This window comes from Pseudomonas sp. S2_C11 (assembly GCF_054668395.1).
This window is the reverse complement of the sequence record NZ_CP162765.1, coordinates 5,723,255-5,746,206: the sequence shown is the minus strand read 5'-3', so window position 1 is coordinate 5,746,206 and position 22,952 is coordinate 5,723,255. Positions and strand designations below refer to the sequence as shown.

Below are 22,952 nucleotides of genomic sequence, written 5' to 3'. Positions count from 1 at the left end.
ATAAAGGTGTTATTGCGCCCAGCGCAGTTGCGTAGGCAGGGGTGAAACGGGTTCCGGCGCCGGCGGTTCGCCGGGCAGGGACAGAACACGGTTGAGCACTTCGGTTTCCAGTGCGGCGAGGCGATGCGAGCCACGCACCCTGGGGCGCGGCAGTTCGACGTGCAGGTCGAGGCCGACTTCGCCGTCCTCGATCAGGATCACCCGATCGGCGATCGCCACCGCTTCACTGACGTCATGGGTCACCAGCAGCACGGTAAAACCGTGTTGCTGCCACAGCCGTTCGATCAATTGCTGCATCTCGATGCGGGTCAGCGCATCCAGTGCGCCGAGTGGTTCGTCGAGCAGCAGCAGACGCGGCTGGTGAATCAGCGCCCGGGCCAGCGCGACGCGCTGCTTCTGGCCACCGGACAACGCCGCCGGCCATTCATTGGCGCGATCGGCCAGGCCCACTGCTTCCAGTGCGTCCAGCGCTTGCTGGCGCCAGTTGCCCTTGAGGCCGAGACCGACGTTGTCGATGATCTTTTTCCACGGCAGCAGCCGCGCTTCCTGGAACATCAGCCGCGTATCGTCGCGCGCCTGGCTGAGCGGCGCGGAACCGGCCAGCAGCTCGCCGCCAGTCGGTTGATCGAGGCCGGCGAGCAGGCGCAAAAACGTGCTCTTGCCACAACCACTGCGCCCGACCACGGCGACGAATTGCCCCGCCGGAATGTGCAGATCGATGTCGCGCAACACTTGGCGTGAGCCGAAGGTTTTCTGCAGATTGCGCACCGCCAGCGGAATCCCGCGCAACAGGCGTGGAGGTTGTTGAGCGGTCATGCCGCACCTCCCTTGGCAACCTGATAGGCCGGGTGCCAGCGCAGCCACACACGCTCAAGTCCACGGGCGGCGAGGTCGGCAAGTTTGCCGAGCACCGCGTAAAGCAGGATCGCCAGCACTACCACATCGGTCTGCAGGAACTCGCGGGCGTTCATCGCCAGATAGCCGATACCGGAGCTGGCCGAGATGGTTTCAGCGACGATCAGCGTCAGCCACATAAAGCCCAGGGCGAAGCGCACGCCAACCAGAATCGACGGCAACGCACCCGGCAGAATCACCTGCCAGAACAGGCTGAAACCGCTCAGACCATAACTGCGCGCCATCTCCACCAACGCCGGGTCGACGTTGCGGATGCCGTGGTAAGTATTGAGGTAAATCGGGAACAAAGTGCCCAGCGCCACGAGGAAAATCTTCGCTGACTCGTCAATGCCGAACCACAGGATCACCAGCGGAATCAGCGCCAGATGCGGCACGTTGCGGATCATCTGCACCGAGCTGTCGAGCAGGCGTTCGCCCCACTTCGACAGGCCGGTGATGAAACCCAGCACCAGACCGATGCTGCCGCCGATGGTGAAACCGAGTGCTGCGCGCCAGCCGCTGATCGCCAGGTGTGTCCAGATCTCGCCGCTGCGCACCAGACTGACACCGGCTTCGATCACCGCCACCGGTGCCGGCAGAATCCGCGTCGACAACCAACCGGCCGACACCGACAACTGCCACACCGCCAGCAGCAACACCGGCAACGCCCAAGGCGCGAGGCTGTGGATGAATTTGTTCATGGCCGCGCCTCAGCTCTGCGACGCGGCTTTGGGCAGAATGTCGTTGGCGACCATCTCGCCGAACGGGCTGACATAACCGGCGCTCTTCGGCAGTTCCGGGCGCTCGACGTCGAGGTGTGGGAACAGCAACTCGGCCACGCGATACGATTCTTCGAGGTGTGGATAACCGGAGAAGATGAAGGTGTCGATGCCCAGATCCGCATATTCCTTGACCCGCGCTGCCACGGTCGGGCCATCGCCGACCAGCGCCGTACCGGCACCGCCACGTACCAGACCGACGCCGGCCCAGAGGTTCGGGCTGACTTCAAGATTGTCGCGGCTGCCGCCGTGCAGCGCGGCCATGCGTTGCTGGCCGACCGAATCGAAGCGCGCCAGCGAAGCCTGGGCACGTTGGATGGTGTCGTCGTCCAGATGCGAGATCAGCCGGTCCGCTGCCTGCCAGGCTTCGGCATTGGTTTCACGGACGATCACATGCAGACGAATGCCGAAGCGCACGGTGCGGCCGAGCTTGGCGGCTTTGGCGCGCACTTGTGCGATCTTCTCGGCCACCGCGGCCGGCGGCTCGCCCCAGGTCAGAACCATCTCGACCTGCTCGGCCGCCAGATCCTGCGCCGCTTCCGAGGAACCGCCGAAATACAGCGGCGGACGCGGTTGCTGGATCGGTGGATAGAGCAGCTTGGCGCCTTTCACGCTGATGTGCTCGCCGTCGTAATCGACGGTTTCGCCTTCCAGCACACGGCGCCAGATGCGGGTGAATTCCACCGAGGCCTGATAGCGTTCCTCATGGTTGAGGAACAGACCGTCGCCGGCCAGTTCTTCCGGATCGCCACCGGTGACCAGATTGAACAGCGCACGCCCGCCGGACAAACGATCCAGCGTCGCTGCCTGGCGCGCCGCGACCGTCGGGGAAATGATCCCGGGGCGCAGGGCGACGAGGAATTTCAGACGCTGGGTCACCGGAATCAGCGAGGCTGCCACCAGCCATGAGTCTTCGCAGGAACGCCCGGTCGGAATCAGCACCCCGCCAAAACCCAGACGATCCGCCGCTTGCGCGACCTGTTGCAAATAACCGTGATCAACCGCGCGGGCGCCTTCGGCGGTGCCAAGGTAATGGCCGTCGCCGTGGGTCGGCAGGAACCAGAAGATGTTGAGGCTCATGGAGTGGTCTCCTTGTGGATTCGAATTACTGGGCTTGGGAGCTTTGGGCCACAGCGGCCGGCGGGGTCCAGATCACATCCTTGATGCTCAACGGCTTGGGAATCAGCTTGAGCTGGAAGAACGTGTCGGCGATTTTCTGTTGCGCAGCGACCACTTCCGGGGTCAGGAACAGCGCGCCGTAGCCCTGGCGTTTCACCGAGGTCAGGGTGATGTCCGCCGGCAGGCCAAGCAGTGGCGCGACCTGTTGCGTCACGTCTTCGGGATTGGCTTTCGACCATTCACCAACCGCGCGGACTTCTTCGACGAGGGTCTTGATCACCTCGGGATTTTTCTGCGCGTAAGGTTTTGTGGCCAGATAGAACTGATGGTTGTCGACGATGCCTTTGCCGTCGCGCAGGGTGTGCGCTTGCAGTTGCTTCTCGGCAGCGGCCTGATACGGATCCCAGATGACCCAGGCGTCGACACTGCCACGCTCGAACGCAGCGCGGGCATCAGCCGGCGGCAGGAACACGGTCTGAATATCGCTGTACTTGAGGCCGGCGTCTTCCAGCGCGCGCACCAGCAGGTAGTGGACGTTGGAGCCTTTGTTCAGGGCGACTTTCTTGCCTTTGAGATCGGCCACCGATTTGATCGGCGAGTCTTTCGGTACGAGGATCGCTTCGCTGTTCGGTGCTGGCGGTTCATAGGCGACGTAGAGCAGATCCGCGCCAGCGGCCTGGGCGAAAACCGGTGGAGTTTCGCCGGTCACGCCGAAATCGATCGAGCCAACGTTGAGGCCTTCGAGCAGCTGCGGGCCGCCGGGGAATTCCGTCCATTGCACGTCGACGCCTTGCGCCGCCAGACGTTTTTCCAGCGTGCCTTTGGCTTTGAGCAGCACCAGCGTGCCGTACTTCTGATAACCGATCCGCAATGTCTCGGCTTGAGCTTGGGTGATGGCGCCGAAGGTGACAGCCGCAGCAAACAGAGCGACCAGACCACGACGCAAAAATACAGTGCGCATAGCGCTCTCCTTTTTGCTGTTGGGTTGTGGCTGCACCTGCTTGCCCGTTGGCGGGCGAGTAAGGCCAGTACTTCAAATTTCGATGAGGCTTAAATGCTCCAGCGAGCACTCAACAAACGTTCGTTCAGCAGGCCTGGCTCCAGCGGTTTCGGCCGGCGCGCCATGGCGCCGATGAACTGATCCAGGGCCTCGTGTAACCGTTGCTCCAGGGCAGGCGCCAGTTGCGCGGCGGCACTGCCTTCGCCATAAGCGATCTGGCTGTCCTCGGCGAAAATACCCTGAAGCATTTCCTGCGCTTTGAGTGCCGACAGCACGGGCTTGAGGGCGTAATCGACCACCAGCATGTGAGCGATGCTGCCGCCCGTGGCCATCGGCAAGACAATCTTGTGGTTCAAGGCACGCTCGGGGAGCAGATCCAGCAGGGTCTTCAGCGCACCGGAAAACGAGGCCTTGTAAACCGGCGTGGCGATCAGCAGGCCATCGGCGTTTGCGATCTGTTGCAACAAGTCGAGGACCTTCGGACTGTCGAAGCGCGCGTGGAGCAGATCCTCGGCCGGGAAGTCCCGCACCTGATAACTCACCACTTCCACCCCTTGCTGTTGCAACCAGCGTTGCGAACGCTCCAGCAGCACCCCGGAACGGGAGCGCAGGCTGGGACTGCCACCGAGTGAGACGACCAGCATTGCAGATTCCTTTAAGCGTTACAGGCGATTCGCAGGCTGCGATCTCGCTTCAATGGCAGTGACCTTACCAGCTGATTTATATATCCATAAATCATATTTATTCATTTGGTTATGCATTTAAGAGATATATCGCGGAGCAGAATCCAGGCGAAAAAAAAGGCCGTCGAAACGGCCGAAATTCCCCTGCGTTGTGATTCTGGATTCTCAAGTGCCTGGACTGACGCCTTCGCGAGCAGGCTCGCTCCCACAGGGGAATGCATTGCAAATGTGGGAGCGAGCCTGCTCGCGAAAGCGGCGGTGACTGCACCACAAATCTTATTTGTTCGGCTGCGGCGTCAGGCGCAGGTACGGCTTCACCGCGCGATAACCTTTGGGGAAGCGCTGCTTTATCTCGTCCTCATCCTTGAGCGACGGCACGATCACCACTTCTTCACCGTCCTGCCAGTTGGCCGGGGTGGCGACTTTGTAATTGTCGGTGAGCTGCAGCGAGTCGATCACCCGCAGGATCTCGTGAAAGTTGCGCCCGGTGCTCGCCGGGTAGGTGATGGTCAGGCGGATCTTCTTGTTCGGGTCGATGACGAACAGCGAACGCACGGTCAGGGTGTCGTTGGCGTTCGGGTGGATCAGGTCGTAGAGATCGGAGACCTTGCGATCGGCATCGGCCAGGATCGGGAAGTTGACGATGGTGTTCTGGGTTTCGTTGATGTCCTCGATCCACTTGTGGTGCGAGTCCACCGGGTCGACCGACAGCGCGATGGCTTTGACGCCGCGTTTGCTGAACTCATCCTTGAGCTTGGCGGTGAAACCCAGCTCGGTGGTGCACACCGGAGTGAAATCCGCCGGATGGGAAAACAGCACGCCCCAGCTGTCGCCCAGCCATTCGTGGAAACGAATCTTGCCGGCGCTGGAGTCTTGTTCGAAATCGGGGGCGATGTCGCCGAGTCTGAGGCTCATGGTGCTGCTCCTGATGAGGGATGGAGACAACAACTGTAGCTTGGGATCGGTCAGCGTGAAAAAGAATAAATAAATAGATATCTAGATGATTCGGGAATATTAAAGATCTGTTCATTGGACACCGGCCTGCATCGCGACGAACATCGGTTGCAAGGTTCGAGAAGGCCTTGAGTTGCAGCAAAGAGGGAAATCGAGAAGGGCTTACGGGGGTGAGCCTGACTCGAAACGCAAAAGCCCCGCCCGGCGCGATGCCGGACGGGGCTTTTTTCTTCAGTTGCTCGAGCGCTATTACAACAGCGGGATCGAGTAGCTGAGGATCAGGCGGTTTTCGTCCTGGTCGCGTTGACCAGCGATGTCGGTGCGCCACGAAGCGTTTTTCCACATGAAGCCGACGTTTTTCAACGGGCCTTCTGGAACAACGTACGCTACGGTCAGATCGCGTTCCCACTCGGAAGCGCCATTCGAAGTCTGGACGCGACGAGCGTAGGTATCAACGTTGTCACCGCGCAGGTAAACCATGCCGGCGGTCAGGCCTGGCACGCCAACTTTGGCGAAGTCATAGGAGTAGCGTGCTTGCCAGGTGCGCTCGCCGGCACGGGCGAACTTCTGGATCTGCATGTCGGTGATGGTGTAGTTCGACGAGCCGTCACCCTGGTTCAGCCAAGGGAAGTCGCTGCTGCCATTGCTCACCTGATAGCCACCACCAAAGGTGTGACCGGCAACGGTGTAAAGGAACAAGCCGCTGTACAGGTTGTTGTCGACCTTACCTTTGCCGTTACCCAGCGTACTGTTGCCGTACGCACCGTTGCTGAAGTAGTCCGAATCGTTGCCATTGCGGCCGTCATCGGAGCTATTGAAGTACCGGAAGTCGGACTTCAACACACCTGGGCCAATCGACCAGTTATGCACCAGACCCAGGAAATGCTGCTTGTAGAAGTTTTCCAGATTGCCGTAGTAGTACTGGGCCGTCAGATCCTTGGTGATCTTGTAGTCACCACCGGCGTAGATGAACTTGTTGCTGTTTGTGGTGCGCGCAGTTGCGCCACCGATCGACAGCTGCTCATTGTTGCTGGAGTTACGACCTTTCACGTGTTCGATCTGGCCACCGACCAGAGTCAGGTCCTTGATCTCGCCGGAAGTGATCTGGCCACCCTGCCAGGTTTGTGGCAGCAGACGACCATCGTTGGTCACGATGACCGGGTTCTTCGGCTGCAAGGTACCCAGCTTCAGTTCGGTCTGGGAAATCTTGGCCTTGGCCGTCAGACCCAGGCTGGAGAAGTTATCAACCGCCTGACCGTTGGATTCGCTTGGGAAAACAGTGCCGCCGTAGGCACTGCCAGGGGTGCCATCACCGTTAACGTTGCCGTTGGTGCCGCCGCCCGAATCCAGACGTACGCCCAGCAGGCCGATGGCATCGATACCGAAGCCGACAGTGCCTTGGGTGTAACCCGAAATGAAACGCAGATCGAAGCCTTGGCCCCATTCTTCGTTGCGACTTGGTTCGGCAGTGCCGTTACGGTTGTCAGTGTTGATGTAGAAGTTGCGCAGACCCAGAGTAGCCTTGCTGTCTTCGATGAAACCGGCGGCGCCTGCCTGCTGCGCCATAACCCCAACGGCCACAGCCAGGGCCAAGGTGGACTTGTTCATGTATCGCTCCTCTCGTTCTAATTCTTGTGTTCCTGGTTCGGGGTCGATTTGCCCTGAATCCTAAGATCCGCGATTAGCGCCAGACCGTGACTGCCAAGTCAATCGTAACCTTGTATGTCTACGACCATCGTCTAATCGCGAGTGATTTGGTCCCTGCAGCGTAAAGACTTCCTGATAATCCCAAAAAGAATTTATTCGTTCTTTTTCATGCCATTCAGGTATATGGCCCATTAATGGCCATCCGCGCCGGGAAACAGCGTATCGGCGCCTAAGCTCATTCCTAAATGGTATTTGTTGACCTTTTTTTAGATCGATTAGCTTTGCCGTGCTCCCAACACGGCAAATCCCATCGAAAAGGCGACGCATCATGGCGAAACGCGCACTATCAAGTCAATTTGTTACAGTTTGTGTGTCGGCACTGTTTTCTTTTTCCACACATGCCGCCGGTCTGACGGTCGGTTACCAGACCGGGATCGATCCGAGCAAAGTGCCGCAGGCCGATGGTGTCTATGAAAAAACCATCGGCGAGAAGATCGACTGGCGTCGTTTCAACAGCGGCCCGGAAGTCGTCACTGCCATTGCTTCTGGCGACGTACAGATCGGCAACCTTGGCTCAAGTCCCCTGGCAGCAGCTGCTTCACGCAATCTGCCGATCGTGGCGTTCATCGTTTCGGCACAGATCAATGCCGCCGAAGCATTGGTGGTGCGCAACGGCAGCGGCATCGACAAACCGCAGGACCTGATCGGTAAAACCATCGCCACACCGTTCGTGTCGACCTCGCACTACAGTCTGCTTGGAGCGCTGAAGCACTGGGGCCTGAATACTTCGCAAGTCAAAGTGGTCAACCTGCAACCGGCGGAAATCGCCGCCGCGTGGAAGCGTGGCGACATTGATGGTGCGTTTGTCTGGTCGCCGGCGCTGGGCGAGATCCGCAAGACCGGCAAGACCCTGACCGACGCCGCCCAGGTCGGCCAGTGGGGTGCGCCGACCTTCGAGGTGTGGGTGGCGCGCAAAGACTTTGCCGAGAAGCATCCCGAAGTGGTGGCCAAGTTTGCCAAGGTCACCCTGGAATCGTTCGCTGATTACGCGGCACACAAAGACAGCTGGACGGCCGACTCGGTGCCTGTGCAGAAAATCGCCAAATTGACCGGTGCCAACGCAGCAGATGTACCGGAACTGCTGGCCGGTTCGGCGTTCCCGGATGCCAAGGCGCAGCAAAGCACGGCGCTGCTGGACGGCGGCACCGCCGAGGCCATTGCCGAAACGGCGAAATTCTTGAAGGAACAGGGCAAGGTCGAGACAGTGCTGGCGGATTATTCGCCGTACGTCAGCGCCAAATTCATCACTGACTGAATGCAGAAAGTGGCGAGGGGATTTATCCCCGTTGGACTGCACAGCAGTCCCCCAGCGATTCCAAGTGAAAACACAGGGGGCCGCTACGCGACCCAGCGGGGATAAATCCCCTCGCCACAGACCTCGCTGTTGTTCAGAGGGTCTTTTCGAAGATCTTCGAATTACGCTGATAGTTGTACAGCGACGCCCGCGCCGCTGGCAGGCGTTCGACGCTGCTTGGCTCGAAACCGCGCTCGCGGAACCAGTGCGCGGTGCGCGTGGTGAGTACGAACAGGGTTTTCAAACCCTGCGCCCGCGCGCGGGTTTCGATGCGTTCGAGCAACTCGTCGCCGCGTCCGCCGTGGCGGTATTCCGGATTCACCGCCAGACACGCCAGTTCGCCAGCATCGGAATCGGCAATCTGATACAGCGCCGCACAGGCGATGATCATGCCTTCGCGCTCGACCACGCTGAACTGCTCGATCTCGCGCTCCAGCACTTCCCGCGAGCGGCGTACCAGAATGCCCTGCTCTTCCAGCGGACTGATCAGGTCGAGCAAACCGCCGACGTCTTCAATCGCCGCTTCGCGCACCAGTTCGAACTGCTCCTGCGCCACCAGCGTACCGCCACCGTCACGGGTGAACAGCTCGGTCAGCAGCGCACCATCTTCGGCGTAACTGACGATATGGCTGCGCGCAACGCCGCCTCGACAGGCTTCGGCGGCGGCATCGAGCAATTCCGCTTGATAGTTGCTCATGCCCAGACGCTGCAAATGTGCCGGCACTTGTTGCGGGCGCAGTTCGCGCACCAGTTTGCCGTTTTCGTCGATCAGGCCGAGCTCGGCGCCAAACAACAGCAGCTTGTCCGCGCCCAGATCAATCGCAGCGCGGGTGGCGACGTCTTCGCAGGCAAGGTTGAAGATCTCGCCGGTCGGCGAATAGCCCAGCGGCGACAACAGCACGATCGAGCGCTCATCGAGCAGGCGATTGATGCCCTTGCGGTCGACCCGACGCACTTCGCCGGTGTGGTGATAGTCGACACCTTCCAGCACACCGATCGGCCGCGCGGTGACGAGGTTGCCGCTGGCCACGCGCAGACGCGAGCCCTGCATCGGCGACGAGGCCATGTCCATCGACAGCCGTGCTTCGATGGCGATGCGCAACTGGCCGACCGCATCGATCACACACTCAAGCGTCGCGGCATCGGTGATGCGCATGCCGTGATGGTAATGCGGGGTCAGGCCACGGGCGGCGAGGCGGGTTTCGATCTGCGGGCGCGAGCCGTGCACCAGCACCAGACGCACGCCCAGACTGTGCAGCAAGACCAGGTCGTGGACGATATTGCCGAAATTCGGATGCTCGACGCCGTCGCCGGGAAGCATGACGACGAAGGTGCAATCGCGGTGGGCATTGATGTAGGGAGAAGCGTGGCGAAGCCAATTGACGTATTCGGGCATGAACCTGGGCCTGTAATAAAGAGCAGCCGAAAAAAGGGGCGAAACGAAAAACGCACAGCGGGCTGATGGTTATCGTCGGAACAGGCTTGGCGACACGCGCGCTCTCCTCATGAATACGGGTTGTGGTGCAGGCAATTTACCGGGTTGATGCAAGACATTTAACCCTGTGGGAGCGAGCCTGCTCGCGAAAGCGGTGGATCAGGTTCATCAATGGCGACTGACAAAACGCTTTCGCGAGCAGGCTCGCTCCCACACAGGGCCGTCATCGTTCGTCTGTCGTCAGGCAGTAATGTTCAATCAACTGCCGAATCAGATGCACGGTAGGCTGCAAACGTGACATTTCAAGGTACTCGCCGGGTTGATGCGCGCAGGCAATGTCGCCGGGGCCGAGGACGATGGTTTCGCAGCCGAGGCGCTGAAGATAAGGCGCTTCGGTGCCGAACGCTACTGCTTCGGCGCGATGGCCGGTGAGCTTTTCAGCGATGCGCACCAGTTCGGCATCTTCGGACTGCTCGAACGGCGGCACTTCCGGGAACAGCGGTTTGTAATCGATTTTCACCTTATGCCGCTCGGCCACCGGGTTGAGCTTGCGCAGGATTTCCGCGCGCAGCAGGCTCGGGTCCATGCCCGGCAGCGGCCGCAGGTCGAATTCCAGCGAGCACTGGCCGCAGATGCGATTGGGATTGTCGCCGCCATGAATGCAGCCGAAGTTCATCGTCGGTTGCGGCACGCTGAACTGTGGGTTGCTGAATTCACGCTGCCACAACAGACGCAGACCGCGCAGTTCGCCGATGGCATCGTGCATCGCTTCAAGGGCGCTGTGGCCCAGGCGCGGATCCGACGAATGGCCGCTCTGCCCGAGGATGTCGATGCGCTCCATCATGATGCCTTTGTGCATGCGAACCGGCTTGAGCCCGGTCGGCTCGCCGATCACCGCCGCGCGGCCCAGCGGCTGCCCGGCCTCGGCCAGTGCGCGGGCGCCGGACATCGAGCTTTCTTCGTCGCAGGTGGCGAGGATCAGCAGCGGTTGCTTGAACGGCTGATCGAGCAGCGGCCGCACGGCTTCGATGATCAGCGCGAAGAAGCCCTTCATGTCACAACTGCCCAGCCCGACCCAGCGACCGTCGACTTCGGTGAGCTTCAGCGGGTCGGTCTGCCACAACGCGTCGTCATAAGGTACGGTGTCGCTGTGCCCGGCCAGCACCAGGCCGCCGGGGCCGCTGCCGATACTGGCAAGCAGATTGAATTTGCCGGGGCTGACCTGCTGTATATCGCAGCTGAAACCCAGGTCACCGAGCCAGCACGCCAGCAGATCGATGACGGCGCGGTTGGACTGGTCCAGGTTCGGTTGGGTACAGCTGACCGATGGCGCGGCAATCAGCGCGGCGAACTGGTCTTGCATGGACGGCAATGGCATCACTGACTCCAGGTCCCGGATTGAGGCCCACTATAGAACCATCCGGCGCGCGGAATAAACCGCCGCAGGGCGTAGGAAGTTTGACTCCTGTACACTGCACGGCCTTGGCAGCCACACATTCCCCCGGCTGCGCTCCCGATTCTGGATGTTCCGGCCATGCAAAAAGAAACTGAAATCAAACTCCGCGTCAGCCGCGAAACCCTCGCTGCCCTGCGCGAGCACCCGCTGCTGAAGAAACGCAACAAAAGTGGCTGGGAACGCCGTGAGTTGATGAACCAGTACTTCGACACCCCCGAGCGCGACCTCGCCCAGGCCAAGGTCGCCCTGCGCCTGCGCAAGGACGGTGACGAAGTGATTCAAACTCTCAAGACCCGTGGCCAGAGCGTCGCCGGTCTGTCCGAGCGTAACGAGTACGACTGGAAACTGCCGAAAGCCAAGCTCGACGTGAAGAAACTCGACGGCGAATGCTGGCCAGAGTCGCTCGCCGAGCTGGACAAGAAAACCCTCAAGCCGATCTTCACCACCGATTTCGTCCGCGAGCGCGCCGAAATCGCCTGGGGCCGTGGCAAGACCAAAGTGGTTATCGAGGCCGCGCTGGATCTCGGTCACGTGGTGGTCGGCAAGCAGAAAGAAGAAATCTGCGAGCTGGAACTGGAGCTGCGCGAAGGCGCGCCTGCTGCGTTGCTGGAACTGGCTGCCGAACTGGCCGAAACCCTGGCGCTGATGCCATGCGATATCAGCAAGGCCGAGCGTGGTTATCGCCTGCACGACGCCAACAGCTACTCGCTGAGCCTGCCAGCGCCGCAGCTGACCACCGAAACCCGTCTCGACGACGCCTTCGCCGCGCTGAGCTGGCATCTGCTCGGCAGCAGCCAGCGTCTGGCCGAACAATATCGCTTCAACGGCCACTGGCGTCTGCTGCAGGACTGGGTCGAGAACCTCGCGGAAATGCGCGCCCTGCTCAGCAGCCTCGGCCAGGCTGCGCCGCGTCAGTCGACCCACGATTTGCGCGTGGCCCTCGATGCCTTGCTGGAAGACTGGCGTCCGCTGGTACAGGTCGGTATCGAAGACGAAGACGTGCGCAAGGCCGCGCCGGAGCAGTTCCTCGAAGAACTGGAAGACCCGCGCTGGGGCCAGTTCTCGCTGAACGCTTCACGCTGGCTGCTGGCCCGCACCTGGACCGCCGACCGCAACACTCGCGGTAATCGTCAGGGTGACGCGCAACTGCACAGCTGGCTGCCGCGTCTGCTCGGCGAAGAAGCCACTGCTCTGCAGCTGCAACGCTATCAGCAGCAGCCGGAAGATCTCGCTGAACAACTGCCGCGTATCGAGCGCATTCAGGTCTGGTTGCACCATGCGCGCAACGTGCTGGACATCCCGGAAATGGATCGCCTGTACGGTGAGCTGAACAAACTGGCGCAACTGGCCAACGAGCCGACCATCACCGACGAACTGCTCGATGCACGCAAGCATCAGGCGATTGCGGTGTACCAGAATCGCGCCTGGAAAATCCTCCTGCGCAGCTAAACACCTTCCCACCTGATCGTTCCCACGCTCTGCGTGGGAACGATCAAGCGGGGACTGCTGCACAGCCAAGCGGGGATAAATCCCCTCGCCACAAAGGCCATCCGCACTAGACCGGCAGGCTCGTGGTGGACTTGATTTCAGAAAGCGCCACAATCGAATTCACTTCCTGTATCCCCGGCACCAGCGACAGCTTCTCGAAGAAGAATCGCTCGTACGCCTCGATGTCCGCCGCGACTATGCGCAACATGAAATCCACCGCGCCCATCAGCACGTAACACTCCAGCACTTCCGGAAAGCCGCGAATCGCCTCGGTGAATTCGGTGAAGTTCGAACGCCCATGAGCGTTGAGTTTGATCTCGGCAAAAATCTGCGTGTTCAGGCCGATCTTCTTGCGATCCAGCAAGGTCACCTGGCCGCGAATGATGCCCTCCTCCTTCATCCGCTGAATCCGCCGCCAGCACGGCGATTGCGACAGGCCGACCTGTTCGGCGATCTGCGCGCTCGACAGCGAAGCGTCTTCCTGGAGCAAGGCGAGGATCTTGCGGTCGTAGGCGTCCAGCTCGCTGTGCATAAAAAATCCTCAAAGATCAGCTTTCACGAATCAATTCTTTCGATAAATCTGTACAGGCGCCGATCATAGCCAAGAAATACCCCGCACCGAATGTAAAAATTTCTCCAGTGATTTTGGAGACTCGCCATGCCGCACCTTGAAGCCGTGAACAGCACCCCCACCCGCGCCGATGTCTGGAACGTCAACAACGCCCACTGCCTGGCGCAATACCGGATCCTCGCCGAGGCCGAGCCGGACCTGCTGGTGCGGGTGCTGAATCTGTTCGCCTTGCAGTTTCTGACCCCGGAGCAGGTCAACGTTCAGCGCCAGGACGATCTGCTGTCGATCGACCTCCTCATGAGCGGCCTGAGCTGGCATCGCGCGCAGGTGATCGCGGAGAAACTGCGCAACCTGATCAGCGTCTGCGCGGTGGACCTGCACAACGCCGACGCCGCGTGGCAAGCGCCCGCCCAGGCGGCCGGCTGACAAATCCGGCAACGGCTTCGTCGGGTAGTGGCCCAACGGTCAGCGGGGCCACGACTATCCTTTTGCGCATGACGCTCAAAAAGGAAAGCCGCATGTCCGTTCAATTTGTCACTCAGGACCGCTGGCTCGACCTCAACGATGTATTACGGGAACTGGTCGCCCAAGGCTTCATCTGTCAGGACGCTGCGGAACAGGCGCTCAATGCCCGCCGCCGCCAGGCTGCTCACGGGCAGATGCATCCGCTGGAGTTCATCGCCAGCCAGCAACTCGACGACCTCAGCCGTCCGGGCAAACATCTGGATCTGGAAAGCCTGACCCTGTGGCTGGCGCAACAGGCCGGTCAGCCGTATTTGCGCATTGATCCGCTGAAAATCAATGTCGCGGCGATCACGCCGCTGATGTCCTATGCCTTCGCGCAACGGCACAAGATTCTCGCCGTCGCCGTGGACCGCGATTCGGTCACCGTGGCCAGCGCTCAGCCCTACGTCAGCGGTTGGGAAGCCGACCTGACCCACGTGTTGAAGCTGCCGATCAAACGCGTTGTGGCCAACCCGGTCGACATCCAGCGCTTCAGCGTCGAATTCTTTCGTCTGGCCAAATCGGTCAGCGGCGCCAGCAATGCCGACGCCCAGGGCGGCAACCTCGGCAATTTCGAACAACTGCTCAATCTCGGCGCCAGCGACCAGGAACCGGACGCCAACGACGCGCACATCGTCAACATCGTCGACTGGCTGTTCCAATACGCCTTCCAGCAGCGCGCCAGCGACATCCACATCGAACCGCGCCGCGAGCACGGCACCGTGCGCTTTCGCATCGACGGCGTGCTGCATAACGTCTATCAATTCCCGCCGCAGGTGACCATGGCGATCGTCAGCCGCCTGAAAAGCCTCGGTCGCATGAACGTCGCGGAAAAGCGCAAACCCCAGGATGGCCGGGTCAAGACCAAGACCCCGGACGGCGGCGAAGTGGAATTGCGTCTGTCGACCCTGCCGACGGCGTTCGGCGAAAAAATGGTCATGCGGATTTTCGACCCGGAAGTGCTGCTGAAAAATTTCGACCAGTTGGGTTTCAGCGCCGACGACCTGCGCCGCTGGCAGGACATGACCCGCCAGCCCAACGGCATCATTCTGGTCACCGGGCCGACCGGTTCGGGCAAGACCACCACCCTGTACACCACGCTGAAAAAACTGGCGACGCCGGAGGTCAACCTCTGCACCATCGAGGACCCGATCGAAATGGTCGAGCCGGCCTTCAACCAGATGCAGGTGCAGCACAACATCGAACTGACCTTCGCCGCCGGGGTGCGCGCACTGATGCGGCAGGACCCGGACATCATCATGATCGGCGAGATCCGCGATCTGGAAACTGCGGAAATGGCGATTCAGGCCGCGCTCACCGGGCACTTGGTCCTGTCGACGCTGCACACCAACGATGCGCCGAGCGCCATCAGCCGTTTGCTCGAACTCGGCGTGCCGCATTACCTGATCAAAGCGACCGTATTGGGCGTCATGGCTCAGCGTCTGGTGCGCACCTTGTGCCCGCACTGCAAGGCGCCACTGACGCTCGAGGATGAAGACTGGCAAACCCTGACCCGGCCCTGGCAAGCGCCGCTGCCGAGCAATGCGCAGCGAGCGATCGGTTGCCTGGAATGCCGCGACACCGGCTATCGCGGGCGCGCCGGGGTCTACGAAATCATGCAACTGAGCGACAGCCTCAAAGCGTTGATCACCCCGGACACCGACCTCACCGCGATCAGGCGTCAGGCATTCAAGGAAGGCATGCGCAGCCTGCGCCTGTCCGGCGCGCAGAAAGTCGCGGCGGGGCTGACCACGGTGGAGGAAGTGCTGCGGGTGACACCGCAAAGTGAGTTGAAATAATTCAGCACGGAACTGGATCGGGGATCGGCTATCCAACGCCGTAGTCAATCCCAGGAGTCACCTCATCATGCGTCTCAAACTCGCTGTCGCCACCTTGGCCCTGCTGTCGCTTCCCGTTGGTTCGGCCATGGCGGACAGCTTTTGGCGTAACGTCATCTCCTCCGGCGCCACCACCGGTTCGACCTACCTGACCTTCAAGGATCACAAGCTGATCGTCGCCGCCCAGGACGACGCCGGCAGCTTCGTCGCCAGCGATGGCGGCATCCGTGGCCCGTACCTGGAAGCAGCCATGCAGAAAGTCCGCGCCGACAACCCGGGCCTGCAGGCTTCGGACATGGAACTGGCGAACGCGATTCTGGCGAAGAACGCCGTGGCTTCCGAATAAACGTTGCGCCGATGAAAATGCCGCTCGATCGAGCGGCATTTTTTTGCCCGTCTTCTGAAACCGATACAAAACCCTGTGGGAGCGAGCCTGCTCGCGAAAGCGGTGAGCCAGTCACCGAAAATGCTGGCTGGACGATTGCTTTCGCAAGCAGGCTCGCTCCCACAGGGACGGCGGTGGATTTAGAGATCAGCGGTAATCATCCACCGGGACACACGCGCAATACAGGTTGCGATCCCCGTAAACGTTATCCACCCGATTCACCGCCGGCCAATATTTGTGCAATCGAGTGTGCGCATCCGGGGTAATGCCCTGTTCGATGCTGTAGGGCCGTTCCCAGATCCCAGTGACATCGGCCAGCGTATGCGGGGCGCGTTTGAGCGGGTTGTCTTCGCCCGGCCAGTTGCCCTTCTGCACTTCATTGATCTCTGCGCGAATACTCAGCATCGCCGCGATGAAGCGGTCGAGCTCTGCCTTGGATTCGCTCTCGGTCGGCTCGACCATCAACGTACCGGGCACCGGGAAGGACATGGTCGGCGCGTGGAAGCCGTAATCCATCAGCCGCTTGGCAACGTCTTCCTCGCTGATGCCGGTCTGCGCCTTCAGTGGGCGCAGATCAAGAATGCATTCATGCGCCACCCGGCCGTTGCGCCCGGCGTAAAGCACCGGGAATGCCCCGGATAGATGCTGCGCCAGATAATTTGCCGCCAGAATCGCCACCTCGCTGGCGTCCGCCAGTTGCGGGCCCATCATGGCGATGTACATCCAACTGATCGGCAAAATGCTCGCACTGCCCCACGGTGCTGCGCTGACTGCGCCGTTTTGTGCCAGCGGTCCGTCAATCGGCACCACCGGATGGTTGGCGACGAACGGCGCCAGATGCGCACGGACGCCGATCGGCCCCATGCCCGGCCCGCCGCCGCCATGGGGAATGCAAAAGGTCTTGTGCAGGTTCATGTGCGACACGTCGGCGCCAATGTCCGCCGGTCGGGCGAGACCAACCTGGGCATTGAGATTGGCGCCATCCATGTACACCTGGCCGCCGTGCTGGTGGATCACTGCGCAAATTTCGCTGATGCCCTCCTCGTAAACGCCATGGGTCGACGGATAGGTCGCCATCAGGCACGACAACTTGTTCCCGGCCTCTGCGGCTTTCAGCTTCAAGTCTTCCAGATCGACGTTGCCCGCCTCATCGCATTCGACAATCACCACACGCATTCCGGCCATCTGCGCCGAGGCCGGGTTGGTGCCATGGGCCGACGACGGAATCAGGCAGATATCCCGCGCGCCCTCCCCCCGGCTCTCGTGATATTTACGGATCGCCAGGAGCCCGGCGTATTCGCCCTGGGCGCCGGAATTGGGCTGCATGCAGATAGCATCGAAACCGGTAATCGCGCAGAGCCAACGCTCAAGTTCTTCGATCATCAGTGTGTAACCGACAGCCTGCTCCCTCGGCACGAAGGGATGCAGATTGGCGAACTGCGGCCAGGTGATTGGGATCATTTCGCTGGTGGCGTTGAGCTTCATCGTGCAGGAACCGAGCGGAATCATCGACTGATTGAGCGCCAGATCCTTGTTTTCCAGTTGTTTGAGGTAACGCAGCATCTCGGTTTCGCTGTGGTGAGCGTTGAACACCGGATGTTGCAGGTACGGCGTGCTGCGCTGGAGTTCGTCGGGAATTCCCGAGGCGATGTCCTCCGCATCAAGCGCATCAACGCTCAGGCCGTGATCGGCGCCGAGCAGCACATCGAACAGCTTCGCCACGGTGTGTTCATCACAGGTCTCGTCCAGACTCAGACCGACGCGGCCGCGACCAAGAATGCGCAGGTTGATCTGCGCCGCCTGAGCGCTTTCAATGATCGCCGTTTGCGCACCACCGACCTCCAGCGTCAGAGTGTCGAAGAACTGCCTGTTGAGTCGTTTGATGCCGTTGCGCTCGAGTCCCGCGGCGAGGAGGCAGGTCAGGCGATGCACGCGCTGGGCGATACGCTTCAAACCCTCCGGGCCGTGATACACCGCGTAGCAACTGGCGATATTGGCCAGCAATACCTGCGCTGTGCAGATGTTCGAATTGGCTTTCTCGCGGCGGATGTGTTGCTCGCGGGTTTGCAGGGCCATGCGCAGCGCGACGTTGCCACGAGCATCTTTCGATACACCGATAATTCGTCCCGGAATCGCCCGTTTGTATTCCTCGCGGCTGGCGAAAAACGCCGCATGAGGGCCGCCATAACCCATCGGCACACCGAAACGCTGGGACGAACCGAACACCACGTCGGCACCCAACTCACCCGGCGGCGTCAACAAAAGCAGGCTGAGCAGGTCGGTGGCGACGCAGGCCAGGGCCTGTTGCGCGTGCAGGTGATTGATCAAGGGGTTGAGATCGCGGATTTCGCCGTGGGTGTCGGGGTATTGCAGCAGCGCGCCGAACACCTCGTGCTGCGCCAGGTTATCCACCGCGTCGACGACCAGCTCGAAGCCGAAACCTTCGGCGCGGGTCTGCACCACGGAGAGGGTTTGCGGATGGCAGTTTTCATCCACAAAAAACAGATTGCTCTTCGACTTCGCCACACGCCTGGCCAACGCCATGGCTTCGGCCGCTGCGGTGGCCTCATCGAGTAGCGAGGCGTTGGCCAGCTCCAGGCCGGTGAGGTCGATGGTCAGCTGCTGAAAATTCAGCAGGGCTTCGAGCCGGCCCTGGGCGATCTCTGGTTGATATGGGGTGTACGCGGTGTACCAGCCGGGATTTTCCAGCACGTTACGCAGAATGACGGTCGGCGTCACGGTGCCGTGATAACCCATGCCGATCAGGCTGGTGAACAGCTGATTCTGCTCGGCATAACCGCGCAGTTTCGCCAGCGCAGCCTGTTCGTCGAGTGCCGGCGGCAGATCCAGTGCGCGATTGAAGCGAATGCCCGGCGGCACGGTCTGCTCGATCAGCTCGGCACGACTGCCCAGGCCCAGGCTGTCGAGCATCGCCTGCTGCTCGGCGGCATCCGGGCCAAGGTGGCGGCGCAGGAAGGCTTCGGGATCGCGTAACTGGCTCAGGGACGGCGACTGGGACATGACGGGCTCTCCTGGCTGGCGCTTGGCGTCAATCGACACGGTCAAACCAGCATAGCAGGCGAATTTTCAAGATCACGCCGCCCCTGTGGGAGCGAGCCTGCTCGCGAAAGCAGTGTTTCAGACACATTGGCATCGACTGATATGGCGCTTTCGCGAGCAGGCTCGCTCCCACAAAGGGATATTCGTCGCCCATAAAAAAAGCCCCGACGAATCGAGGCTTTGGGTCACGCCGGCAAGTTACTCGCCGATGGCAGCCTTGTAAGCCGCCGCATCCAGCAGCTTGTCCAGCTCGGCCTTGTCGCTTGGCTTGAGCTTGAAGATCCACGCGCCGTACGGGTCGGAGTTCAGCAGCTCAGGCGAGCCACCCAGCTCTTCGTTGATCGCGATGACTTCACCGCTGACCGGGGCGTAGATGTCGGAGGCGGCTTTCACCGACTCGACCACGCCGGATTGATCACCGGCGGCGAACACCTTGCCGACTTCGGTCAACTCGACGAACACCACGTCGCCCAGCGCTTCCTGCGCGTGATCGCTGATGCCCACGGTGACAGTGCCGTCAGCTTCCAGACGCGCCCATTCATGACTTTCGGCAAAACGCAGTTCGGCAGGGATATCGCTCATCTTCGGTTCCTCGGAAATTGGTCAGCGGTCATACCCGCCAGAAAAGGTTAGATCAAGGTTTTGCCATGGCGCACGAAGGTCGGTTTGACCACTCGCACCGGATACCACTTGCCACGGATTTCCACTTCGGCGCGGTCGGCAGTCGCCATCGGTACACGCGCCAGGGCAATCGATTTGCTCAGCGTAGGAGAGAAACTACCACTGGTGATCTCCCCTTCGCCAACATCGGCGATGCGAACCACTTGGTGAGCGCGCAAAACCCCGCGCTCTTCCAGCACCAGACCGACCAGTTTGTGCGCCACGCCGGCGGTTTTTTCCGCCTCCAGCGCCGCGCGGCCGATGAACTGCCGCGAGGCCGGCTCCCAGGCGATGCTCCAGGCCATGTTCGAGGCCAGCGGTGAAACGTCCTGATGAATGTCCTGACCGTACAGGTTCATTCCGGCCTCGACGCGCAAGGTATCGCGCGCACCGAGGCCGATCGGCGAAATACCGGCACCGACCAGGTCGTTGAAGAACCCCGGCGCCTGATTGGCCGGCAGGCAGATTTCCAGGCCATCCTCGCCGGTGTAACCGGTACGCGCGATGAACCAGTCGCCGTCGATGGCGCCTTCGAAAGGTTTGAGTTGCTGGATCAGCGTGGCGCGCGACTGGGTGACCAGTTCGGCAATCTTGTGCCGGGCCTGCGGGCCCTGGATGGCGAGCATCGCCAGCTCGGCGCGCTCGTGCAGTTGCACGTCGTAGGCGCCGAGCTGGGCGTTCATCCAGGCCAGATCCTGATCGCGGGTCGAGGCGTTGAACACCAGCCGGTACGCGTCGTCGAGGCGATAGACGATCATGTCGTCGACGATGCCGCCGCGCTCGTTGAGCATGGTGCTGTACAACGCCCGGCCGGGGCGGTGCAGACGTTCGACGTCGTTGGCCAGCAAATGCTGGAGCCAGGCCTTGGCCTGGGCGCCGGTGACATCGATCACGGTCATATGGGAAACATCGAACACCCCGCAATCGCGGCGCACTTCGTGGTGCTCCTCGACCTGCGAGCCGTAATGCAGTGGCATGTCCCAACCGCCAAAATCGACCATCTTCGCGCCGAGCGCGAGGTGCAGGTCATACAGAGGCGTACGCTGTCCCATGGGTTTCTCCTTCCGGGCGTGGCGAGGGTGCGGACCGCCGCTATACGGCTGAAAGCCTTGATGAATAAGGCTTGCAGCCGATTCCAGCGCACGGGTCTGTCAGACGAACCGCACCGAATGCCGCGCATTGTAGCCGCATGATGTAGGACTCACTACTACGGGGGCGTTCTCAATTGGTTTCCCCACCGCGTTGTCGCCTAAAAGCGAGCCAGGCAAGGCGCAGGCCGCTGGGAATGGTATTCCCTTTTCAAGGCCTGCAACGCAGGCTGGCTCGCTTTTAGGCACAACCCGGAGGGCCGGGCCTGCTGTTGTGCAGGGCTGCGTTGCTCGAAGCTTATTTGGAACAACCAAACCACGCTTCTCGCGTCTTGCCCTGCACAACAGCTGACCCGGCGCGGTGGGGAAACCAATCGAGAACGCCCCCTAGTTTCGGTGCGCCGAACGTCGAATCAATCCGATCACTGGCAATAGACCAACCAGCACCAGGGTCAATGCCGGCAATGAGGCGCGCGCCCATTCGCCTTCACTGGTCATTTCAAAGATGCGCACCGCCAGCGTGTCCCAGCCAAACGGGCGCATCAGCAGGGTCGCGGGCATTTCCTTGAGCACATCGACGAACACCAGCAACGCGGCGCTCAACGTGCCGGGCAGCAAGAGCGGCAGATACACTTTGAAAAACAGTCGCGGCCCACTGACACCCAGGCTACGTGCCGCTTCAGGCAAAGATGGCCGTATACGCGCCAGACTGCTTTCCAGCGGCCCATAGGCGACGGCAATGAAGCGCACCAGATAAGCCATCAGCAACGCCGCGAGGCTGCCGAGCAGCAACGGTCTGCCCGCACCGCCGAGCCATGACGAAAGCGGAATCACCAGCTCACGATCCAGATAACTGAAGGCAAGCATGATCGACACGGCCAGCACCGAACCGGGCAACGCGTAGCCGAGATTGGCCAGGCCGACCCCGGAGCTGATGGCTGGGGTCGGTGCCAGGCGCCGGGCAAACGCCAGCAACAGCGCAACGCTGACGGTGATCAGCGCCGCCATCGCGCCCAGATAGAGCGTGTGCAGAATCAGCCCGGCGTAACGCTCATCCAGATCGAAACGCCCACGCTGCCAGAACCACACGATCAGTTGCAGCACCGGGATGACGAAGGCGCAGGCGAACACCAATGCACACCAGCCCGTCGCCGCGAACGCCTTGATTCCCCGCAGGTGATACAGCGCCTTCACCCGAGGCCGCTCGTTGCTGGCCCGATTCGCCCCGCGCGCGCGGCGCTCGCCGTACAGCACCAGCATCACCACCAGCAGCAACAGACTGGCCAGTTGCGCAGCGCTGGGCAGGCTGAAGAAGCCGTACCAGGTCTTGTAGATTGCCGTGGTGAAGGTGTCGAAATTGAACACCGATACCGCGCCAAAATCGGCGAGGGTTTCCATCAGCGCCAGCGCCACGCCCGCGCCAATCGCCGGACGCGCCATCGGCAGCGCAACCCGCCAGAACGCCTGCCACGGCGACTGGCCCAGCACCCGCGCCGCTTCCATCAAACCTTTGCCCTGAGCCAGAAACGCGGTGCGCGCCAGCAGATAAACGTAGGGATAAAACACCAGCACCAGCACCACGATCACCCCGCCGGTGGAACGCACCCGTGGCAGGCGCAGGCCGCTGCCGAACCATTCGCGCAACAGGGACTGCACGGGGCCGGCGAAATCGAGCAGGCCGACGAAAACGAACGCCAGTACATACGCTGGAATGGCGAAGGGCAGCATCAACGCCCAGTCGAGCCAGCGCCGACCGGGAAATTCGCAGAGGCTGGTCAGCCAGGCCAGGCTGACACCCAGCAGAGTCACGCCGACACCGACGCCGAGGATCAGCGTCAGGGTATTGCCGAGCAGACGCGGCATCTGGGTTTGCCACAGGTGCGACCAGATCTGCTGATCGATGGTCTGCCACGACAGCAGCAACACGCTCAGGGGCAACAACACCAGTGCGGCGATGGCGAAGACGATGGGGTACCAGCGGCGTTGGGCGGGGTGGGCCACTTTTGGGTCTCTGGAGGGATTGGGGTGTTCTTGGAT

At 61.2% G+C, this 22,952-nt stretch carries 19 protein-coding genes; 5 read left to right on the top strand and 14 right to left on the bottom strand.

Annotated features, from left to right (window positions below):
• Positions 1 to 9: 9 nt before the first annotated feature.
• From ssuB to AB4N48_RS25805, 7 genes are all read right to left on the bottom strand, one after another.
• A complete protein-coding gene (gene ssuB / locus AB4N48_RS25835) occupies positions 10 to 816 on the bottom strand; it encodes an aliphatic sulfonates ABC transporter ATP-binding protein (protein ID WP_095181293.1) in 807 nt (268 codons plus the stop codon).
• Positions 813 to 1,595 (bottom strand): aliphatic sulfonate ABC transporter permease SsuC, encoded by a 783-nt coding sequence (gene ssuC / locus AB4N48_RS25830; RefSeq protein WP_027610511.1) that lies wholly within the window; start codon positions 1,593 to 1,595, stop codon positions 813 to 815. Before ssuC ends, ssuB begins: the two co-directional genes overlap by 4 nt.
• A gap of 9 nt (positions 1,596 to 1,604) precedes the next feature.
• Entirely contained in the window at positions 1,605 to 2,753 is a 1,149-nt protein-coding gene (gene ssuD / locus AB4N48_RS25825; RefSeq protein ID WP_016772653.1) for an FMNH2-dependent alkanesulfonate monooxygenase, read from the bottom strand.
• Positions 2,754 to 2,778: 25 nt separating this feature from the next.
• Positions 2,779 to 3,753 (bottom strand): sulfonate ABC transporter substrate-binding protein, encoded by a 975-nt coding sequence (locus tag AB4N48_RS25820; RefSeq protein ID WP_041476876.1) that lies wholly within the window; start codon positions 3,751 to 3,753, stop codon positions 2,779 to 2,781.
• 89 nt (positions 3,754 to 3,842) lie between these two features.
• Positions 3,843 to 4,436: an NADPH-dependent FMN reductase gene (gene ssuE / locus AB4N48_RS25815; protein WP_041476877.1), complete on the bottom strand. Its 594-nt coding sequence runs from the start codon at positions 4,434 to 4,436 to the stop codon at positions 3,843 to 3,845.
• 315 nt (positions 4,437 to 4,751) lie between these two features.
• Complete coding sequence (locus tag AB4N48_RS25810) at positions 4,752 to 5,390, bottom strand: peroxiredoxin (RefSeq protein WP_016772650.1); 639 nt, start codon at positions 5,388 to 5,390, stop codon at positions 4,752 to 4,754.
• A 288-nt stretch (positions 5,391 to 5,678) separates the two neighbouring features.
• Complete coding sequence (locus AB4N48_RS25805) at positions 5,679 to 7,037, bottom strand: OprD family porin (RefSeq protein WP_016772649.1); 1,359 nt, start codon at positions 7,035 to 7,037, stop codon at positions 5,679 to 5,681.
• Positions 7,038 to 7,401: 364 nt separating this feature from the next.
• Between AB4N48_RS25805 and tauA the strand changes: the two genes are divergently transcribed.
• Entirely contained in the window at positions 7,402 to 8,391 is a 990-nt protein-coding gene (tauA, locus tag AB4N48_RS25800; RefSeq protein WP_156388186.1) for a taurine ABC transporter substrate-binding protein, read from the top strand.
• 133 nt (positions 8,392 to 8,524) lie between these two features.
• On the opposite strand, the gene argA is transcribed toward tauA, so the two are convergent.
• Both argA and argE read right to left on the bottom strand, forming a co-directional pair.
• Entirely contained in the window at positions 8,525 to 9,826 is a 1,302-nt protein-coding gene (gene argA, locus AB4N48_RS25795) for an amino-acid N-acetyltransferase (RefSeq protein WP_016772647.1), read from the bottom strand.
• Between the two features lie 262 nt (positions 9,827 to 10,088).
• A complete protein-coding gene (argE, locus tag AB4N48_RS25790; protein WP_095181289.1) occupies positions 10,089 to 11,243 on the bottom strand; it encodes an acetylornithine deacetylase in 1,155 nt (384 codons plus the stop codon).
• Positions 11,244 to 11,399: 156 nt separating this feature from the next.
• Here argE and AB4N48_RS25785 point away from each other — a divergent pair, with 156 nt between their 5' ends.
• Positions 11,400 to 12,770 carry a CYTH domain-containing protein gene (locus AB4N48_RS25785; protein WP_236167740.1) on the top strand — a complete coding sequence of 457 codons (1,371 nt, stop codon included), beginning with the start codon at positions 11,400 to 11,402 and terminating at the stop codon, positions 12,768 to 12,770.
• 106 nt (positions 12,771 to 12,876) lie between these two features.
• Here AB4N48_RS25785 and AB4N48_RS25780 read toward each other — a convergent pair whose 3' ends face one another.
• On the bottom strand, positions 12,877 to 13,341 hold the full coding sequence (locus AB4N48_RS25780; RefSeq protein WP_024014730.1) for an Lrp/AsnC family transcriptional regulator: 465 nt from the start codon (positions 13,339 to 13,341) through the stop codon (positions 12,877 to 12,879).
• Between the two features lie 126 nt (positions 13,342 to 13,467).
• Between AB4N48_RS25780 and AB4N48_RS25775 the strand changes: the two genes are divergently transcribed.
• The 3 genes from AB4N48_RS25775 (at position 13,468) to AB4N48_RS25765 (ending at position 16,068) form a co-directional block, all read left to right on the top strand.
• Complete coding sequence (locus AB4N48_RS25775) at positions 13,468 to 13,806, top strand: hypothetical protein (protein WP_150742946.1); 339 nt, start codon at positions 13,468 to 13,470, stop codon at positions 13,804 to 13,806.
• A gap of 92 nt (positions 13,807 to 13,898) precedes the next feature.
• Positions 13,899 to 15,683, top strand: a complete 1,785-nt coding sequence (locus AB4N48_RS25770; protein ID WP_256807838.1) for a GspE/PulE family protein — start codon at positions 13,899 to 13,901, stop codon at positions 15,681 to 15,683.
• A 64-nt stretch (positions 15,684 to 15,747) separates the two neighbouring features.
• Positions 15,748 to 16,068, top strand: coding sequence for a DUF2388 domain-containing protein (locus AB4N48_RS25765; protein WP_172667868.1), 321 nt, complete (start codon positions 15,748 to 15,750; stop codon positions 16,066 to 16,068).
• 186 nt (positions 16,069 to 16,254) lie between these two features.
• Here AB4N48_RS25765 and gcvP read toward each other — a convergent pair whose 3' ends face one another.
• The 4 genes from gcvP to AB4N48_RS25745 all read right to left on the bottom strand — a co-directional run bounded on the left by gcvP (position 16,255) and on the right by AB4N48_RS25745 (position 22,916).
• Positions 16,255 to 19,128, bottom strand: a complete 2,874-nt coding sequence (gcvP, locus tag AB4N48_RS25760; RefSeq protein ID WP_460094514.1) for an aminomethyl-transferring glycine dehydrogenase — start codon at positions 19,126 to 19,128, stop codon at positions 16,255 to 16,257.
• Positions 19,129 to 19,365: 237 nt separating this feature from the next.
• Entirely contained in the window at positions 19,366 to 19,749 is a 384-nt protein-coding gene (gene gcvH, locus AB4N48_RS25755) for a glycine cleavage system protein GcvH (protein ID WP_024014734.1), read from the bottom strand.
• A 47-nt stretch (positions 19,750 to 19,796) separates the two neighbouring features.
• A complete protein-coding gene (gene gcvT / locus AB4N48_RS25750) occupies positions 19,797 to 20,879 on the bottom strand; it encodes a glycine cleavage system aminomethyltransferase GcvT (protein WP_095181283.1) in 1,083 nt (360 codons plus the stop codon).
• Positions 20,880 to 21,302: 423 nt separating this feature from the next.
• Entirely contained in the window at positions 21,303 to 22,916 is a 1,614-nt protein-coding gene (locus AB4N48_RS25745) for an ABC transporter permease (RefSeq protein ID WP_460094513.1), read from the bottom strand.
• Between the last annotated feature and the right edge of the window lie 36 nt (positions 22,917 to 22,952).

What these genes read in the sequence shown, in the direction of transcription:
- ssuB (WP_095181293.1), bottom strand. Translation starts at nt 816, where the DNA reads ATGACCGCTCAACAACCTCCACGCCTGTTGCGCGGGATTCCGCTGGCG.
- ssuC (WP_027610511.1), bottom strand. Translation starts at nt 1,595, where the DNA reads ATGAACAAATTCATCCACAGCCTCGCGCCTTGGGCGTTGCCGGTGTTG.
- ssuD (WP_016772653.1), bottom strand. Translation starts at nt 2,753, where the DNA reads ATGAGCCTCAACATCTTCTGGTTCCTGCCGACCCACGGCGACGGCCAT.
- AB4N48_RS25820 (WP_041476876.1), bottom strand. Translation starts at nt 3,753, where the DNA reads ATGCGCACTGTATTTTTGCGTCGTGGTCTGGTCGCTCTGTTTGCTGCG.
- ssuE (WP_041476877.1), bottom strand. Translation starts at nt 4,436, where the DNA reads ATGCTGGTCGTCTCACTCGGTGGCAGTCCCAGCCTGCGCTCCCGTTCC.
- AB4N48_RS25810 (WP_016772650.1), bottom strand. Translation starts at nt 5,390, where the DNA reads ATGAGCCTCAGACTCGGCGACATCGCCCCCGATTTCGAACAAGACTCC.
- AB4N48_RS25805 (WP_016772649.1), bottom strand. Translation starts at nt 7,037, where the DNA reads ATGAACAAGTCCACCTTGGCCCTGGCTGTGGCCGTTGGGGTTATGGCG.
- argA (WP_016772647.1), bottom strand. Translation starts at nt 9,826, where the DNA reads ATGCCCGAATACGTCAATTGGCTTCGCCACGCTTCTCCCTACATCAAT.
- argE (WP_095181289.1), bottom strand. Translation starts at nt 11,243, where the DNA reads ATGCCATTGCCGTCCATGCAAGACCAGTTCGCCGCGCTGATTGCCGCG.
- AB4N48_RS25785 (WP_236167740.1), top strand. Translation starts at nt 11,400, where the DNA reads ATGCAAAAAGAAACTGAAATCAAACTCCGCGTCAGCCGCGAAACCCTC.
- AB4N48_RS25780 (WP_024014730.1), bottom strand. Translation starts at nt 13,341, where the DNA reads ATGCACAGCGAGCTGGACGCCTACGACCGCAAGATCCTCGCCTTGCTC.
- AB4N48_RS25775 (WP_150742946.1), top strand. Translation starts at nt 13,468, where the DNA reads ATGCCGCACCTTGAAGCCGTGAACAGCACCCCCACCCGCGCCGATGTC.
- AB4N48_RS25770 (WP_256807838.1), top strand. Translation starts at nt 13,899, where the DNA reads ATGTCCGTTCAATTTGTCACTCAGGACCGCTGGCTCGACCTCAACGAT.
- gcvP (WP_460094514.1), bottom strand. Translation starts at nt 19,128, where the DNA reads ATGTCCCAGTCGCCGTCCCTGAGCCAGTTACGCGATCCCGAAGCCTTC.
- gcvH (WP_024014734.1), bottom strand. Translation starts at nt 19,749, where the DNA reads ATGAGCGATATCCCTGCCGAACTGCGTTTTGCCGAAAGTCATGAATGG.
- gcvT (WP_095181283.1), bottom strand. Translation starts at nt 20,879, where the DNA reads ATGGGACAGCGTACGCCTCTGTATGACCTGCACCTCGCGCTCGGCGCG.